We start from the raw sequence: 18,919 nt of genomic DNA on the forward strand, positions 1-18,919 counted from the left end.
TAATTATCTAAAGTGATTACCTTTTAAATAGTGGAATCCACCTTTTTTATCCGATAGATTCCACCTCATTGTTTATTATTCTTCTTCCGCTAAAGCTTGCTCTTGTTTGGCTGTAAATTCTTTTGGTGTTGCCTGACCGCCAAATAGTGATTGGATCATATCTAAGTGCACTTGTGCAACACTAGAACTCATTTGAACATCTGCATATAAAGTTAAATTAGAAGCATTTCCAAGATCATTTAAAATATCGATATACATTTGATCTAGTTCAATATTGGCAGTGTCTACAACTGTCGCTGGAATTACACCTGCATCCTTAACAGAGTTTTTGCCCCATTCTTTTACTAAATATGCGACAAATTCTTTCGCTTCGTCTTTTACCTTTGATTTTTCAGAAACAAATAGTCCAACACCAGGACCACCTACAAAACTGTTTATGTCTCCTTTTCCGCCTACATATGTTGGGAACTTAAAGTATCCTACTTTATCTTTAAATTCTTGTGTAACATCTGGGCTTGTTGTATAGTTTGGCAATTCCCAAGTCGCCATTAAATACATAGCTGCTTGCTCATTCATAAAGTACCCTTTTGCCTCATCATTGGAAAGACCATTAAACCCTTTGACAAATCCGCCCATATCCACTAATTTTTTTACTTCTTCGGCTGCTTGAACAAGTGCTGGATCTTCAAAGCTTCCAGTACGATTAATCGCATTCGTTAACACTTCAGGTCCACCAATTCTATCTGCAAGATACATATACCACATAGAACCAGTCCAACGGTCTTTATTACCTAAAGTAATTGGTGTAACACCGTTATCAGCTAACGTTTTTACAACATTTAAAAACTCATCATATGTTGCAGGAACTTCTAAATTATATTTCTCAAAGATTTCTTTATTGTAATAAACAGGTGTGATATTTAATTCAAGTGGAAGACCATATGTTTTCCCATCCATAGCAAATGCCTCTGTTGTACCTGCAACAAATTGGTCTTTAAAATTACTATCAATTACATCATCTAACGGAGCAAACATTTCCCCTTTAACGAACGGCTGCATATATCCTGCTGCCCATGTCACACCAATATCTGGTAGCTCATTTGAAGCTGATAATACTTTAATTTTATCTTTATATTGCTCGTTTCCAAGAATTTCTGTCTGAATTTTTACATCTGGGTGGTCTTTTTCATACTGTTTAATGATATCGTTTACAATAGTGAACTGTGCTTTTGAACTTCCCTCTGGCCAAAGATGCATGAATTTAATCACTGTTTTATCTCCATTTTTTGAAGCGCTTTCATTGTTAGAAGAGGTGGATGAAGAACATCCTGCTAAAACTAATACCAGCAATAAAGCAACAGATAGACATGCTGACAGTACTTTTCTATGAAACATTTAAACTACCCCCTATACTTTCCTTTTTAATTATTTCTTTGTTACAATCTAAAGTCTATCATTAATGATTTTTCTAAAAAAGGTAACAATGATTAGGAAAAGTTCTACTATTTTTAGAAAGCCCTTTCATTATTTTCGTTATTTATTTTTCGGTAACCGCTTGGTGTTATTCCTTCTAAATCTTTAAATATTTTAATAAAATATTTGGCCGTTTTGTATCCTGACTCTTCTGCAATATCCGCAATGGAAAGTTTTGTGGAGATAAGTAGATTTTTCGCATGCTGAATTCGTCTTCTGGTGATATATTCACTAAACGTTAACCGAATCTCTTCCTTAAACAGCACACTAAAATAACTTGGATTTAAATACACATGAGCGGCTACGTCACGTTGGGTTAATTCCTCATTTAAGTGACTATCAATATATTGTAAGGCTTTCTGGATTGGCTCTCTTACTGATTCTTTTGTTACTCTTGCATCAATCAGCTTATTATCAACTACTTTTGAGATAATATCATTTCTGTCTTTATCTCTATCAATCTTTAGGGCATCTTCGACAGCTTCTATTAATTTTTTTTTACTAATTGGCTTTAATAAATAATTAATAACGCCTAAGCGAAGAGCTTCTTGCGCATATTCAAATTCTGAATATGCAGAGATAACAATAACAACAGGGAGGTGTTTTTGGTCTCTGATTGTTTTCAACATTTTTATTCCAGTTATTTTAGGCATGCGAATATCTGTTAGAAGAATATTTATTTTTTGTTTTTGCATAATATCAATGGCCGATTCTGCATTTTCCGAAATTAAAATTTGATATTGACCGCTAGACCAGTTCTCCAGTACTTTTTTGATTCCTTCTCTCGATCTCGGCTCATCATCAACAATCAATATTGTTTTCGCATACATCTTACATACCCCCATCTTTTGGAATTTCAAAAGAAATGAATGTCCCTTTATTCTCTATACTTTCTATCATTAATCCCTTTTGCTGTCTTTCCTGATAATAGAGTGTAAGCCTTTTATATACATTAGAAATAGCCATTCCCTTACCTGTGGCTGAAGAAATTCCTTCCTTTTCCATCGATTCCTTAATCTTCTTTAATTTAGACTCGCTTATGCCAATTCCATCATCTCTAACAATTACCTTTATGTTGTTATCCATCTCTCCTTGTTGCACAATAACGTCAACAGTACATTGTCCTACCTTATTCTCAGCTCCGTGTAAGACAGCATTTTCTACTAATGGTTGTATTAAAAATTTGGGGATTTTCACTTCTTCAAACGCCTTTGGGAGTTGTATTTGCCACTTCAATAGTTCTCCAAATCGCATTTTCATTATTTCCATATAGTCTTCAATGTGGGCAATCTCCTCTTTTATGCGAACCCACTCATCCTCTGTAGATCGCGAAATGGTATAGCGAAATAAATTAGACATGGTAACAACTAGTTCGGCTAATTCTTCTTCGTCATTTTCCTCTAATGACCAATGGAGAGCATCTAATGTATTAAATAGAAAGTGAGGATTAATTTGTGCTTGCAAAGCTCTTAATTCACTACGGTTTCGAGTAATTTCTTTTTGATAAACCATTGTGATTAAATGGTTTGTTTCTTTTACGAGCTGATTGTATGTACTATTTAATTCATTAATTTCATTTACAGAGGGAATCTTTGGTGTCAGTGGCAAAGACCCTTCACTTGCAAATCTCATTGTGTTCGTTAAGCGGATAATCGGGCGAGTAATCATGTTAGAAAGAAAAAAAGAGCATACAAAGAAAATCATTAATCCAATTATGCCAGCAAGAAGAATGCTTGTGCGCACAACCGTTATGCCTTCCGTTAACGTATTATAGGGAGTTAAAATAAGGACAGTCCACCCTGTCATATACGAAGAATTTTTCGTAATCATGTAATCCCTTTCATTTATTGGTACTGTTTTTTTCTTGGTCTGTAAAATGAACTCACTTGATTGCTGATAATTAGTAATAATCGGTTTATTTAATTCATCTAAAAGAATAAAATACTGATCCGTTTTGTCTGTTAATGTTTGATTAGCAAATTGAAAATAATTAGCATAAATACTAAAGAGTAAATATCCTCCATTGGTAAAACTGCGATTAATTAAATTTACTCTCCTTATAGCAAGAAAATAATTGCTGTCATTCGGATCTTCTCCAATCCAAACTAGACTCCCCTTTGCTTGGTCCGCCTTTTCTACCCAATCAGCATGCAAATCTGTCATTATTTTTGCATCATCAAGTGGGAGTATTCGTTCCTGTTCCCTGGTAAATAATTGAAACGAAAAAATTCCATCAGAATTTGCTGTAACTGTATTAACAGTCCCCATTAATTCTTGTTTTTCATAAAAGGTCGCTTTCTTGTGTTCGTATTCCCTTGTTAACAGCTTTTGTACTTTATCATTCGTTGCCGCTAATTTTGAGGCCATATTTAATTGCTCATACAGGGTTTCAATTCTTCCACTTGCTTCCACTGCAACTTGCTGAATTTGTTTTTCTGCATTTTTTTCTAATAAAGTAGATACTTGATTAAATATCAATATACTCACAAATAAAAGTACGACTAGCATTACGGATAAAAATACAAATAAAATTTGATTTCGAAGTGTATTCCATTTCCTTAATAAGCTGAACATAGATTTTTATCGCCTTTCGCCCCATTTGCAACTTATTATACCAAAAATCCTATTTACTTTGTTTATTCATTATACAAATAAACATAATAATTATTCTGCTATCTAAAAAATCTTATCACTTATTTAACAAAAAAAGAGAGTCTGACTATTTTACTATTGTAAGAAAATCAGACTCTCCTTTTATGCTTATTTATATGAGTGAATAATGGTAACTCGATTTCTCTTTTGCAGCTTTCTTTGTATATTTCTTATGAATAAATTTTTTCCAATTCTTCTTGTTGGAGGAAATAGAATAAGGACACCTGCAATATCTGTTAAAAAGCCCGGAAACAGTAATAAAAGCCCACCAATAAGAATACAAAAGCTATCTAATATAGCATCTCCTGGCATGATACCTTGATTTATTTGAACTTGAACATTACGAATCGCCTTTAACCCTTGTTTCTTTAGTAAAATACCGCCTAGAATTCCAGTGCCTATTGCAATAATTAAGGTTTCTGGTATACCAATTATGTTTCCAGCTATCAGAAAAATCACAAGTTCAATTAATGGTAATAACAGCAAGCTGATCATAAAATTTCTCAAATTGTCACCATCTTCCTTTTCATTTCCTTTCTTTTTATTATACCCTTTTTTGATCTGTGCTGATAGTTAGCTGCCTATTGTTTTCCCTGTTAATTAATGTTATAACACGTTGTTGCTTATAGCCTCTCCTTTGGATATTTAAGAACTGCAAAAGAAGAGTATCCATTGCCTAATGATTATTAGGTATGGATACTCTTCCAATTTTTATGCTTTATAGATTATAGTACGCTCGCATGTCCGCTATATACATAGCCGCTACGAGAATCCACTGTAATATCTAAGCCATCCTTTAAGATGCTAGTTGCGTTTTCTACTCCTACAATAACAGGAATTCCAATATTTAATCCTACAACCGCAGCATGACTTGTTAAGCCACCTTCTTCAACGATTAGGGCACTACATTTTTCTAATGCAGGTACCATATCACGATCTGTAGCATTTGTTACAAGAATAGAACCGAAATTAACTTTATCTAGGGCTTCTTTAGCACTAGTAGCAATTACAGCTTTACCAAAGGCTGTTTTGCGGCCAATTCCTTGTCCTTTAGCAAGCACATCGCCAATTACATGGATTTTCATGATGTTTGTTGTACCTGCTTCTCCAACTGGAAGTCCAGCAGTAATCACAACTAAATCACCATGTGTAACAATCGAGCTGTTAACACCTTCTTGAACTGCTACATCTAGCATTTCATCTGTTGATTCTGATTTTTGGCTAAGGCGTGGATATACTCCCCAAACTAGCGCTAATTGTCTTTGAATTTTTGCATCATATGTTACCGCAATAATTGGAGCTTCTGGACGATATTTAGAAATCATTCTTGCAGTATGACCACTACCAGTTGGTGTAATTACTGCTTTAACTTCTAAATTTAACGCAGTATGAGCAACAGATTGTCCGATAGAGTCTGTAATAGAATGCTCTGAATCTTTGCTACGTTTTGAGAGGATTTCTTTATAGTTTAATGCCTCTTCTGCTCTTGCTGCAATATTATTCATAGTTTGTACAGCTTCCACAGGATATAATCCTGCTGCTGTTTCTCCAGAAAGCATAATAGCATCTGTTCCATCAAAAATTGCGTTTGCTACATCACTTGCTTCTGCACGAGTTGGACGTGGATTACGTTGCATAGAATCTAGCATTTGTGTTGCTGTAATAACTGGTTTTCCTAATGTGTTACATTTTTTAATGAGCATTTTTTGAACTAATGGTACTTCTTCAGCAGGAATTTCTACTCCTAAATCACCACGTGCAACCATTAGTCCATCAGAAACCTCAAGGATTTCATCAATATTATCTACACCTTCTTGGTTTTCGATTTTAGGTATGATATGGATATGAGAAGCATTATTATCCTCTAATAATTGCTTGATTTCTAGAACATCAGACGCACGACGAACGAAAGATGCTGCAATGAAGTCAATTCCTTGTTCAATACCAAAAAGGATGTCATTTGCATCTTTTTCCGTGATACCAGGAAGATTTACAGCAACACCAGGTACGTTAACACCTTTTTTATTCTTCAAAGTCCCTGAATTTAATATTTTTGTATGTATTTCTCCAGCAGCTTTGTCTATTTTCGTTACTTCAAGGCCGATTAAACCATCATCTAATAGAATTTTGCTACCTGGCTCCACATCATCAATTAAACCTTCGTAAGTAACAGAGAATTTCTCTGTAGTACCTTCTACTTCTGTCATAGATACGATAATATCATTGCCAGCAACTAGTTCAATAGAACCATCTTTCATGTTGTTTGTTCTAATTTCTGGACCTTTTGTATCTAAAAGAATCGCAATATTGTTACCAGTAATTTCAGCTGCTTCACGAATGTTTTTTATTCTTGCTCCATGCTCTTCAAAATCACCATGGGAAAAGTTAAGACGTGAAACATTCATTCCAGCTTCCATTAATTGCGTTAATTTTTCTACGCTTTCACTTGCAGGACCAATAGTACATACAATCTTCGTTTTACGCATTAATAATAACCTCCGATAAATATTAGTAAATAATAATAGCGAACTAAAACAGCATTTTAGGAATTTATGAATTATCTAATCATAAAATGCACTAGAAGATCATAAATTCCTGCTGTTTATTAAATGGATAATTCTTTTGATAAGTGATATAAATTATTATCAATCGTATGTTTACGTGCTAACGCTTCAATGATATCATAATCAACCAATTGATTTTTTTCGATACCAACAGCTCTTCCGCCTTTGCCTTCTACTAGAAGCTCAACTGCATATGCGCCTAGACGACTAGCTAATACACGGTCCTGGGCTGTAGGTGATCCACCACGCTGCATATGTCCTAACACAGACACACGAGTATCGAAATCTGTATTTTCTTCAATCAATTTACCGATTTCAACACCGCTGGCTACTCCTTCAGCTACGACAATAATACTATGTTTTTTACCGCGCTCTTGACCTTTTTTCAATCTGCCTACAATCTCCTCCAGATTAAAGCCTTCTTCTGGAATAAGAATTGTTTCAGCACCACCAGCTAAACCAGCCCATAATGCGATGTCACCAGCATTTCTTCCCATTACCTCAATGATGAATGTTCTCTCGTGAGATGTAGCAGTATCACGGATTTTGTCAATTGCATCAATAACTGTATTTAAAGCAGTATCGAAACCAATTGTGAATTCAGTGCCTGGAATATCATTGTCAATCGTTCCTGGAACTCCAACACAAGGGTATCCTTGTTCTGTAAGCGCCTTCGCGCCCATATAAGATCCATCTCCACCAATGACAACTAGTCCATCGATATTATGTTTCTTTAATTGCTCAATCCCTTTTTGTTGTCCTTCTTTTGTTTTAAACTCTTCACAACGTGCAGAGAAAAGGAAAGTTCCACCACGATGGATTATATCACCAACTGAACCAACTTCTAATTTTCTGAAGTTGCCACTAATTAGCCCAGCATAACCACCAACTACCCCATATACTTCCACACCATGAAATATCGCTTTACGAACTACTGCTCTTATAGCCGCGTTCATTCCTGGTGCGTCACCACCACTTGTTAATACACCAATTCTTTTAACTGTCAATTTCCTCACCTCATAATTTCATTAACAAATAAATTATGTAGCATAACATACATATACTATTATATAACAAATTACTTGTCTGTAACATTTTTCACAAAAATTACATATATAATCTATGTAATGCTAACTTTTGTAAATTAATCAAGAAATTGGCTTTTCTCTATTAATTTATCTTGCATTTATCCAATTATCCATTAAACAATTCTACCATATCATGAAGAATCGTGTATCTCAACTTAATATGAAAAAAAAATAAAAGACGGAATAATCAGCAAAATGCAAACGTTTTATACGACGTTATTTTTGTAGCTATTTCCCGTTATTACAAACTTTAAACATATTAACTAACAGTCAGAAAAGAAACATGATAAAAAATAGCGTTAATAGTTTTAAAATAATATGCATTTAATTACTGCTTCTATAAAATCTTCTGCAAAGTACATTTTTACCTTCTTACCGCATTTTCATACCTAATAAAAACCCCCATACTTATACGAAATATTTTTACTATCTCCGTATAAGTATGGGGGTTTTTGTCACTTGGAATATTTATTCCCAATCTCGTTTAAAAAAGGTTATCAATGATTTAAATAGGCACCCATATTTTTAAACTTAGCATAGCGATGATTCACAAGTTCTTCCTTTGTCATTTCTTTTAACTCTTTTAGAGATGTATATAATACTTCATCAATTTGTTCTGCTTGTTCTTTTATATTATGGTGTGCTCCACCTTTTACTTCCTTAATGATGGAATCAATAATGCTCAACTCTTTTAAATCTGGTGCAGTAATTCTCATTTTTTCAGCTGCTTGTTTAGCCTGCCCAGCATCTTTCCATAAAATAGATGCTGCTCCTTCTGGTGTAATAACCGAGTATGTGGAGTTCTCTAGCATATGAATATGGTTACCAACGCCAAGTGCTAAAGCACCACCACTACCACCCTCTCCAATTACAATACAGACAATTGGGACTTCCATCGATGCCATTTCAAATAAATTTTTGGCAATAGCTTCACTTTGTCCTCTTTCCTCAGCAGCTTTACCAGGATATGCACCTTTTGTGTCAATAAAACAAATAATGGGACGATTGAACTTATCCGCTTGTTTCATTAGGCGCAGGGCTTTTCGATATCCTTCTGGGTGAGGCATTCCAAAATTTCTGCGAATATTTTCCTTCGTGTCCTTTCCTCTTTGATGGCCGACAATCGTTACTGGTAGTCCTTTGTATTTCGCAATTCCACCTACAATTGCCTCGTCATCTCCAAAGCCTCTATCTCCATGTAATTCGATAAAATCGGTAAACAAATGGGGAATATAGTCAAGGGTCGTTGGTCTATTTGGATGTCTAGCAATTTGAACTCGATCCCAAGGCTTCATATTATCATACACATCTTTTTCCAGTTTTTTTAAACGTATTTCTAATTTCTCAATTTCTGTACTTAAATCAACATTCGCATTTTCCGAGAAGTCTTTTAATTCTTGGATTTTATCTTTCAATTCATTAATTGGTTTATCAAAATCTAATCCTACCATTCTAATTCACCACCAGTTTGATGCATTTCAAGCACTAGGCTAAGTTTTTCTTTTAATTCTAATCTAGGTATTACCGCATCTAATTGACCGTGCTTTAGTAAAAACTCTGCCGTTTGGAAGTCCTCCGGAAGCTCTTCTCCTATTGTTTGTTCAATAATACGACGTCCCGCAAAACCAATTAATGCACCTGGTTCCGCAAAATTATAATCGCCAAGTGAGGCAAAGCTTGCAGAAACGCCTCCTGTTGTTGGGTGGGTCATAATGGTAATATATAAACCGCCATTATCGCTAAATCGTTTTAATGCTATACTTGTTTTCGCCATTTGCATAAGACTTAGCACGCCTTCTTGCATTCTTGCTCCACCAGAAGCCGTAAAAATTATAAAGGGTAGCGAAAGCTCGTCAGCCTTTTCAACAGCGAGAGTAATTTTTTCTCCAACTACTGAACCCATACTCCCCATCCGGAAAGAAGAATCCATTACAGCTATTACTACTTTTTTGCCATTTATTTCTCCTGTTCCTGTAACAACAGCTTCATTCATATTTGTTTTTTTTATATCACCGGCAATTTTATCTTCATAACCAGGAAATTGCAAAGGATTTCCGGTTCTCATTTCTGCATTTAGCTCAACAAAAGTTGCTTCATCTAAGATGCAGTTCATTCTTTCATAAGCTTTCATGGGCAGATGATACCCACAATTTAGACAAACCTTATGATTCTTCTGTAATTCACGTGTATACATTATTTTCTTACAATTAGAACATTTTGTCATAATCCCTTCAGGAACTTCATTTTTTGATAATTCTGAAGGTAATGTTGCATATTTTAGTTTTTTTGATTTCGAAAATATTCCCTTAATCAATATGGAAACCTCCCCATAAGTAACAATTTAGATTTGAATCGGATTCCTATCATTTCCAAGCACCAATAATCAGTTGAAATTATTGTAATTACTAAATACACTCCATAATTGCATTTGATTCTTTTGTTTTAATGAATCTAAAAGAAGGAGGTAATCCTCCCTCTTCCATTCTTTCGCAGGAATTGTTAGTGAATGATAATAGTCATTTAAAATAGTCCATAAACGATGGACCAAGAAATTATCAGCTATTTTAATGATTTGAAAGAAAAACTCACTTTCTGATATTTCTCGTTCATTTACCAACTGTTTTAAATGTGCCAATTCATCTTCTGTAATTTTTTCCATGGCAATATATAGAGCATTTAATTGAATATAATTCTTAGTTTCCAAAACGTCTTGTTTTGCTTTATCATTCTGCAATATAAAAGTACTGATCAATTCTACTAATTTATGACCTTGAAAATCACGAAGAAAGGTTCCTTCCCCTTTTCTTGTTTCAATCAGTCCAAGCAGCTCTAATGCCCTCAGAGCTTCTCTAATGGATGATCTGCCTGCGTGTAGGGTATCACTTAATACTCGTTCAGAGGGAAGCTTGTCCCCTGGTTTCAGGCCGTTTTGATTAATCATTTCTCGTAAATGATTCACGATATCCACATATAATTTGGATTCCTTTGAAGATGATTCATTCACCTTATGTCATCACTCACTTCTTTCTTGCCTTTTTTTTGGCAATGTTATTAGAAAATAAATAAAGTATAAGTACAAAAAATCCAATCCAAAAATTTAGGCTAAGTGGTCTGACCAGTCAGCTTATTAAACAATATAACAACTTTTTAAAGTTGTAAAGTTTTATTCAGATAAGAAAACGCGATTAGCACCTAGTAAAGTAGATAATTCAGCGATACATTCCTTACTTGGTGAAATTTTATATTCTTCGTTTAAAACGATGTTTTTTCCTGTTTCCTCATAATGAATAATAACTGGAGTAGTTCCTGGAAATTTCCTCATAACCGCCAATAGCTCTAATCTTTGGTTCATCATATGCTTCTCATTCATCACTTTAATAAACAACTTATGTTCCTTTTTAGAAAGTGACTGGACAATCGTCCTCATCGATTCAACTAATTGAATAACAAATTGTTTATTGCCGTTTCTTTCTTCACATTTCCCTTCCAAATATACGATTTCACCCGAGTTAAGCAGACTTTGATATTTCTTAAAAATAGTTGGAAAAATAACACCCTGCATTTCTCCACTCTGATCACTAAGCTGGATAAATGCCATTGGCTCTCCTTTTTTAGTGCGAATGATATTTATTTCTGTTACATAGACAATGCTTTTATGTTTTTTTCCTACTTCCATTTCATTAATAGCAAAGGTTTGCAGAGTTGCTTGATACGGCTTATAGATAGACACTGGATGGTCTGATAAGTAAAATCCTAAGGCATCTTTTTCTAAAGCCAATTTATCTTCCACTCTAAGTGGTTCTACTTCTACATATTTCGGTTTAAAAAAGAAATCATCCTCACTAAATAAATCATTTTGCTCTTCATCCTCTGGGTGAACCAATTGTGCATGCTGTATTGCTACATCAATAGATGCCAGCAAAATAGCACGATCAACTCCGAATTCATCAAAGCTTCCGGAATAAATAAGCATTTCCAGCACTCTTCTGTTAACCGTCTTCGGGGATACTCGTATACAAAAATCAAATAAATCTTCAAATTTTTTCTGACTTCTCGCCTTAAGTATTTCTCTTAATACATTTCCGCCTATACCTTTTATGCCTGCTAAGCTATAACGAATTTTATTCTTTTCTACACGGAAAAAGTAATTACTTTGATTAATAGAAGGCGGAGTCAATTCAATATCCATCTGTTTTAACTCTTGAATATACTGAATTATTTTCCCTGTGTTTCCAATGGATGATGTTAATAGTGCCGCCATAAAATATAGAGGATAGTTTGCTTTTAAATAGGCAAGCTGATAAGCAATCATGCTATATGCTACTGCATGACTTCTATTAAAACCATAGTTGGCAAAACGCACAATTAACTCATATATTTCATTCGCTGTTTTTTCGTGATATCCTTTTCTTTCTGCTCCTTTTACAAAATGAATCCTTTCTTTTTCCAGAATTTCCTTTTGCTTCTTACTCACAGCTCGTCTTAACAAATCCGCCTCTCCTAGTGAGAACCCTGCCATTTTAGAAGCAATCTGCATAATTTGCTCTTGATAAACAATCACTCCATAGGTGCTCTTTAGTATCTCTTCTAAATCAGGGTGATAATAGTTAATCGATTCTTTGCCATGTTTTCTATTGATGTAATGAGGTATATTCTCCATTGGTCCTGGACGATAAAGCGCATTAACAGCTACAATATCTTCAAAATCAGTTGGCTGTAACCTCTTTAATACATTACGCATTCCTTCTGATTCCAATTGAAAGATCCCAGTTGTCTCTCCTCTACTTAATAGCTTGAAAACATTTTGGTCATCAATTGGTATTTTTCGTATATCTATTCTTTTCTTCGTCGCTTTATAAAGCATGTCAAGAATAGCTTCAATAAAAGATAGATTTCTTAATCCAAGAAAATCCATTTTCAATAAGCCTAGTTCCTCTAAATATTCCATGCTATACTGTGTTAAATAAATATCGTCATGGCTCCCTTGGATCGGAATAATATCAACAAGGGGCTGTTGACTAAGAACCACGCCGGCAGCATGGGTTGATGTATGCCTTGGAAGCCCTTCGATTTTACATGCAGTATCAAATAGTTTTTGATTACGAGGAGATGATTCAACAAATTGCTGCAAACGAATGGATTCTTGATAGCTTTGTTTGAGATTAATGCCTAGTTTTGATGGGATCATTCTTGACAGTTCATCCAACTCTTTAACAGATAAGCCAAATGCTCGGCCAACATCGCGTAAGGCTGCTTTAGCAGCAAGTGTACCAAAGGTAATAATTTGCGCAACATGAAGCTCTCCATATTTATTTTTCACATATGAAATAACTTTTTCCCGCTTATTATCAGGAAAATCAATATCGATATCAGGCATGGAGATTCTCTCTGGATTTAGAAACCTTTCAAAAAGCAATTGATATTTAATAGGATCTACATCTGTAATATGTAAAACATAAGCAACAATAGATCCCGCAGCTGAACCCCTTCCAGGACCTGTTAATATTCCATTCTCTCGCGCAAACTTCATAAAATCCCAAACTATTAAGAAATAGTCACTATAATTCATTCTCCCAATGATGTCCAATTCATATTCCAACCGTGCAGTGTGTTCTGGAGAAGGATGAGAATATCTGTCATTTAAACCAGCCATACATAATTCTCTCAAATAACTAAGAGCATTTTTGCCTGCAGGTACAGTATATTTAGGCAAGGTTGCAAGTATGCCATTCATTTCAATCTGACAAGACTCTCCTACCTTCCATGTGTTTTCCAGAATATCTGGTTGATCATTGAATAACGTGATCATTGCTTCTTTGTCTTTTAGATAATGTTGATTAGAACTCCATTCATCTTGCTCTATATCGGAAAGCTTCTCCCCATTTTTGATTGCCTTTAAGCATTCATAAGCAAAATGGTCCTCCTCCTCCAAGTAAAATACATTATTCGTTGCTACCAGCTTCACTTTCTCTTCGGAAGCTAATCTGGATAACTTTTCATTTAATGCATCTTCAATAGCAATGCCGTGTCTTTGAATAGATAAAAAGCATTGACCTGGTTCAAAAATGGACTTCCATAACATTAATGTATTTCTTGCTGATTCCGAATCATCCTTCAGTAAATTTTGTTCAATCTCTCCTTCAAATCCAGGTGAGATTGCAATCAAGCCTTTGGCATAATGCTTTAACCATTTCACAGGAATTCCTTGTGGGTTTTTTGTTTGAACAGCACTCGTTATTTTTAATAAATTTTTAAAGCCGAGACTAGTTCTAGCTAATAAGACCAATGGGTAAGCTTTATCTTCTTCCCATTCACTTATTACATCAACCGTTAGTCCGATAATCGGTTTTATCCCTTGCTTTAATGATTCTTTATAAAAAGAAGCTGCACCATACATCACATTGCGATCCGTTAAAGCAATGGAACGATAGCCATACTTTTTAGCATTTGTAACTAACTCTTTAATTGAAAGCGTGCTAGATAAAAGGCTATATGCACTAGACACTTGAAGATGTATAAAAGACATAAAATTAATTCACCACTTTTCTTTAAAATTTTTTATTCCTTCTAAACAAGAAAATATGTAAAAAATGCTTGGAAAAGGTGTCATTTTTTCTTTATTTATAACCTTTTACCACTATAAAGGCTATTCCTTTTTAAAAAGCAATAATTATTATTCTATCTTATTAGTTTATCTCAAAATAAAAGACTTTTTCCTTTCATTATAGATGTTCACAGCAAAAAAAGAAAATATGTTCTCTTTATTAAGAAATGACGTTAAAGTTCCACACAAGTATAAGTGACCTTTAAAATCATTCATAAATGGAATAGATTGTCCATAATAATAAGAATAGAAGATTACAAGATATGCGAAAGAGAAAAAATACACAACCGTGAGAATAAATATTTTATTCTATGGAGAAGAATCATTCCTATTTGATTTGCTGCTTGGATAGAAACAAAAACTAATAAAAGTTAGAGAGGTAAACGTATGAATCAACAACCATTCTTCCCTACCTTCATCGAAAGCTACTTTATTGCCTTAGGGGTTATTTTAGGAGGCGCACTTTTAGGTGGACTTGCTGCATTTCTAACTGGAAAACCACTCCTTACTGAAATCATTCGCATTTCTGGAATCATCAAAATTTGGGCGATTGTTACAGCGATTGGCGGGACATTTGATGCTATTGATACGATTGAAAAGGGAATCTATGATGCTGGTACAAAAGACTTGTTCAAACAAATCTTATTAATTGTTTCTGCTTTTGGAGGAGCACATACAGGCATTACAATTATTAAGTGGATTACACAGGAGTATATATAAATGAGAATTCCACCATATTATAAAAATCAAGCTGTACAACGTTTTTTTGCCGGAATGGTTATCGGTGGAGTAATCAGTTGGTGTATTTTTGTCTTTATTTTTGGTGTATGGCAGGAACGATATAGCTCGGAAATTAAAACACAGAAAGCAACTATTGAGGATTTAGAAAGAGAGAAAAAAATATGGCAAGAGGAATTTGCTGCCCAAAATAAAACGACCGAAGAAAAGCTGACAGTCGAGGATATCGTTGTAAAGATTAGCAATGCAGATAAAGAAAAATATGATATTAAGCCCTTTAATGCCTTAGAGATGGAAGATGCCATTAAAGAAGATTTATCGACCATTATTGCAAAAGACCTCGATATGGTCTATAAAAGTCGCGCACTGTTAAAAAAATCGATTGAAAACAAAGTAGTTGTTTCTGATAAAAAGCGTTATAAATTTAAAGTAACAGAGTTGATTATTTATACAACAGTTCATGTCGAATTAAGAGTCACCTTTGGCGATTAAAAAAAGGGGCTATCCGTCAAGCATAACGGAGCAGCACCTTTTTTCTTTCTTGACGAATAATTAAACTATTAGAGAATTACCTTATCTACAAACTTCCTCTAAATCCTTCACTACTTTACCTGCATCATCCCATTGATAAATGGTTGCGCCTGAGGCCATTGGATGTCCTCCACCATTATAATTTTTTGCAATTCCATTAATAACTGGACCTTTGGAACGCAATCTTACGCGAATCTGATCTGCTTCTTCAATAAAAAAGACCCATGCTTTTAAACCTTTTACACTCCCTAAACTGCTAACAAGTAACGATGCCTCTGCAGGAGTTGCCTGAAATTGAGCTAATATTTCCTTATTAAGCTTCATACTTGCTACTCCATTGGCATGAACTTGAAAATTTTGCATAACATAGCCACTTAGCTTGACAATATGAGGATCGAGTTCATACATTTGATCATACATTTCTGTGCGCGAAAAAGAATATTTGATTAATTCTCCAGCATAATGAAATGTTTTTTCTGATGTGCTTGGATATAGAAATCTCCCAGTATCTCCAACAATTCCCGCATATAGCAGCCTCGCAGACTCATCACTCATCTTTAGCCCCTGATCTTTTCCATACAAATAAAATTCATAGATCAACTCACTTGTGGAACTTGCTGTAGTCTCTACCCAAACTATATCGCCATATGCATCATCATTGGGATGATGATCTATCTTTATTAGCATTTTCCCAGTCAGGTAGCGCTGATCACATACTCTTTCTTGATTAGCCGTATCACATACAATCACCAACGCATCAGCATAGGTGCTGTCATCAATGACATCTAGTCTTCGCAAAAAGTTTAAGGAAGCTTCTTCTTTTCCTACCGTATAGACGTTTTTATCCGGAAAAGAAGTTTTTATGATTTCTGCTAATCCACCTTGCGATCCATATGCATCTGGATCTGGACGGACGTGTCTATGAATAATGATAGTATTAAAGGCTATTATAGCATCTAATATTTTCTGTTTCATTTATTTCTCCCTTCATTAATGACGATCAATTAATTGACACATCATCATCGCTTTTCCAACAAGTATTCCATGGTTAAACACTTCTACATCCACTTTCCCAAATTTTCGTCCAACTTCTAAAATTTTAGGAACTATTTCAATGACACTATCCATTTGAACTGGCTTAATAAAATAGATGGTCATATTTTCGACAACTAAATCACCTTTTTTAAACCCTCTTAGTACTCTGTTCGCCGCTTCGGAAACAACCGTAGTAAACACCCCATAAGATATGGTCCCTAAGTGATTAGTCATTTGCGGAGTTACTTCACAGGAAAAGCTTGTTTCCCCTTTGTTTTTTCCTTTAGTCAATAAGACATGCTTTGTGACAATATCATCAATCGTTTCCCCAATTTGCGGTTGCCTTTGGTTCATTTGCAACGCTTTTAATACATCTTGTCTACTAATAATCCCTTCTAGCTTATTTGCTTCATCTACAACTGGCAGGACTTCAATTCCTTCCCATACCATCATATGAGAACAAGAAGCAACACTTGTTTTGCCACTAACCGTCATTGGGTGTTTTGTCATGACTTTATCAATCGTCATATCCATCGATTTTCCAATGACATCTTTTGAAGTAATCATCCCTTGTACTTTTAAGCTTTGATCCACTACTGGGAAACGACCGTGTAATGTTTCTTTATTATATTTATGCCATAAAGCCACATCATCTGTTGTCTTTAGATAAATCGTATCTTTAAGCGGTGTTAAAATATCTTCTACTAAAACAATTTCTTTTTTTATGAGCTGGTCATAGATTGCCCGGTTTATCATCGTTGCCACAGTAAATGTATCATAGCTTGTTGAAATTATTGGGAGTTGCAAATCGTCTGCTAAACGTTTCACATGCTCCTCTGTATCGAATCCACCTGTAATTAAAACCGCAGCACCAGCTTTTAATACATGTTCATGTGCCCGTACACGGTTCCCTATGATCAAAAGGTTTCCAGGACCTGTATAACGCATCATCGCATCTAATTTCATCGCCCCAATAACAAAACGATTTAAAGTTTTATGTAAACCAGCTCGCCCACCAAGAACTTGTCCATCTACAATATTAACTACTTCTGCATAGGTTAACTTTTCAATATTTTCTTTCTTCTTTCGTTCAATTCTAATCGTACCAACTCTTTCAATGGTACTTACATACCCTTTATTCTCTGCTTCTTTTATCGCTCTATATGCTGTTCCTTCACTTACATTTAATGCTTTCGCAATTTGTCGAACAGAAATTTTTTCTCCTACTTGTAATTCATCAATATAATTTAATATTTGCTCATGTTTTGTAGCCAAATTACCACCCTCTTTTAAGAAAAGCACACTGCTTCTCGCAAACAAACTTAGAAAATTCTATTGCTTATATCTCTCGTTTGCTCTAAGCGAATACTGCCTGTACTAGACATTTTCATACCATTTCTTGCAATTTATTATAATTTATTCATCTATGTTTCAATAGTTTGCGGCTAACTATTAATTTCTTCTCTTTAAAGCTGCCTTCTTTAGTATCTATGTTTTCCCTAAGTAAAAAATCTATTGAAAAAAGCTTGTATATCTTTATTATAGAGTGAACTACTAGGGTATTCAATGAATTCTCTGTTAATCGGCATTAAAACATTCAGTCATTTCGTTTTTGTGTGGAGTATATCTTTTGTGAACATCTTATTTCTTTTTAAAAAGTCTGATTGGTTTTAACATATTACAAGCAAAAAAGGGCTGGAAGAAAATAATCCCAGCCGAAGATAAATCGAACCACTATACGTATATCACCAATAAAGCCTCATATAATTATTTATCAACAAACGGTCCTTATTTATTAATAACGGGAGATAGATTGTTCGTTTTAATTCTATCCCTCTCCTTTTTTATCTTATTGGTAATAATAGATTTTCTTCTTTTTCTGCACTTTACTATAAGACCTTTTGGCTGTTCGTGGTTTTTTAGGGGTATATAGTAATGCCGTTAAATTTCCCGCTACCACCATTAAGGCAAAGGCTAGCCATGTAATCGAAAATATTCCTTCAACCCCATCACTGAAGGGAGAAAGTCTTGGCATGCCATAATATAAAAGAACACCACATAGTAATATACATAATAAATATCTATTCTTATTCATAGTCGCTAAAACCTCCTTGATACTATCCTATGCGGACAAGAATAAAAAAAGTATTTAAAATTAGCTAAAGCATCTATTCACACAGAAAATTTCGCAAGTCTAAATATTTACATACACGACTTATGTTGATAATCTTATA

15 protein-coding genes are annotated in these 18,919 nt (G+C 34.5%); 2 read left to right on the top strand and 13 right to left on the bottom strand.

Features of this window, described 5'->3' with window-relative positions:
• Positions 1–75: 75 nt before the first annotated feature.
• The 10 genes from NX902_RS17645 to dnaE all read right to left on the bottom strand — a co-directional run bounded on the left by NX902_RS17645 (position 76) and on the right by dnaE (position 14,303).
• Positions 76–1,395, bottom strand: a complete 1,320-nt coding sequence (locus NX902_RS17645; protein ID WP_095332359.1) for an extracellular solute-binding protein — start codon at positions 1,393–1,395, stop codon at positions 76–78.
• A 113-nt stretch (positions 1,396–1,508) separates the two neighbouring features.
• Positions 1,509–2,303: a response regulator transcription factor gene (locus tag NX902_RS17650; RefSeq protein ID WP_095332361.1), complete on the bottom strand. Its 795-nt coding sequence runs from the start codon at positions 2,301–2,303 to the stop codon at positions 1,509–1,511.
• A 1-nt stretch (position 2,304) separates the two neighbouring features.
• Positions 2,305–4,047 (bottom strand): cache domain-containing sensor histidine kinase, encoded by a 1,743-nt coding sequence (locus NX902_RS17655; RefSeq protein WP_095332362.1) that lies wholly within the window; start codon positions 4,045–4,047, stop codon positions 2,305–2,307.
• A gap of 186 nt (positions 4,048–4,233) precedes the next feature.
• Positions 4,234–4,620, bottom strand: coding sequence for an FxsA family protein (locus tag NX902_RS17660; protein ID WP_341160877.1), 387 nt, complete (start codon positions 4,618–4,620; stop codon positions 4,234–4,236).
• A gap of 230 nt (positions 4,621–4,850) precedes the next feature.
• Positions 4,851–6,611, bottom strand: coding sequence for a pyruvate kinase (pyk, locus tag NX902_RS17665; RefSeq protein ID WP_095332365.1), 1,761 nt, complete (start codon positions 6,609–6,611; stop codon positions 4,851–4,853).
• 119 nt (positions 6,612–6,730) lie between these two features.
• Positions 6,731–7,696, bottom strand: coding sequence for a 6-phosphofructokinase (gene pfkA, locus NX902_RS17670; protein ID WP_217275753.1), 966 nt, complete (start codon positions 7,694–7,696; stop codon positions 6,731–6,733).
• 578 nt (positions 7,697–8,274) lie between these two features.
• Complete coding sequence (gene accA / locus NX902_RS17675) at positions 8,275–9,228, bottom strand: acetyl-CoA carboxylase carboxyl transferase subunit alpha (protein WP_095332367.1); 954 nt, start codon at positions 9,226–9,228, stop codon at positions 8,275–8,277.
• Positions 9,222–10,091 (bottom strand): acetyl-CoA carboxylase, carboxyltransferase subunit beta, encoded by an 870-nt coding sequence (accD, locus tag NX902_RS17680; RefSeq protein ID WP_095332369.1) that lies wholly within the window; start codon positions 10,089–10,091, stop codon positions 9,222–9,224. Before accD ends, accA begins: the two co-directional genes overlap by 7 nt.
• Before the next feature lie 69 nt (positions 10,092–10,160).
• Positions 10,161–10,781 (bottom strand): FadR/GntR family transcriptional regulator, encoded by a 621-nt coding sequence (locus NX902_RS17685; RefSeq protein ID WP_095332370.1) that lies wholly within the window; start codon positions 10,779–10,781, stop codon positions 10,161–10,163.
• Between the two features lie 159 nt (positions 10,782–10,940).
• The gene (gene dnaE / locus NX902_RS17690; protein ID WP_341160878.1) at positions 10,941–14,303 is read right to left on the bottom strand and encodes a DNA polymerase III subunit alpha; all 3,363 of its coding nucleotides are present in this window, start codon (positions 14,301–14,303) and stop codon (positions 10,941–10,943) included.
• A gap of 465 nt (positions 14,304–14,768) precedes the next feature.
• Here dnaE and NX902_RS17695 point away from each other — a divergent pair, with 465 nt between their 5' ends.
• The gene (locus NX902_RS17695; RefSeq protein WP_016202788.1) at positions 14,769–15,101 is read left to right on the top strand and encodes a YtrH family sporulation protein; all 333 of its coding nucleotides are present in this window, start codon (positions 14,769–14,771) and stop codon (positions 15,099–15,101) included.
• Positions 15,102–15,611 carry a sporulation membrane protein YtrI gene (gene ytrI, locus NX902_RS17700; RefSeq protein WP_095332373.1) on the top strand — a complete coding sequence of 170 codons (510 nt, stop codon included), beginning with the start codon at positions 15,102–15,104 and terminating at the stop codon, positions 15,609–15,611.
• Positions 15,612–15,692: 81 nt separating this feature from the next.
• Here the strand turns inward: ytrI and NX902_RS17705 are convergent, their stop codons facing one another.
• The 3 genes from NX902_RS17705 to NX902_RS17715 all read right to left on the bottom strand — a co-directional run bounded on the left by NX902_RS17705 (position 15,693) and on the right by NX902_RS17715 (position 18,780).
• Positions 15,693–16,625, bottom strand: coding sequence for a DHH family phosphoesterase (locus NX902_RS17705; protein WP_095332374.1), 933 nt, complete (start codon positions 16,623–16,625; stop codon positions 15,693–15,695).
• Positions 16,626–16,640: 15 nt separating this feature from the next.
• Positions 16,641–17,960, bottom strand: a complete 1,320-nt coding sequence (locus NX902_RS17710; RefSeq protein ID WP_095332376.1) for a CBS domain-containing protein — start codon at positions 17,958–17,960, stop codon at positions 16,641–16,643.
• A 574-nt stretch (positions 17,961–18,534) separates the two neighbouring features.
• On the bottom strand, positions 18,535–18,780 hold the full coding sequence (locus NX902_RS17715; RefSeq protein WP_095332378.1) for a hypothetical protein: 246 nt from the start codon (positions 18,778–18,780) through the stop codon (positions 18,535–18,537).
• Positions 18,781–18,919: the final 139 nt, after the last annotated feature.

The organism is Niallia sp. FSL W8-0954, from assembly GCF_038005605.1.
Lineage (GTDB): Bacteria > Bacillota > Bacilli > Bacillales > Cytobacillaceae > Niallia > Niallia circulans_A.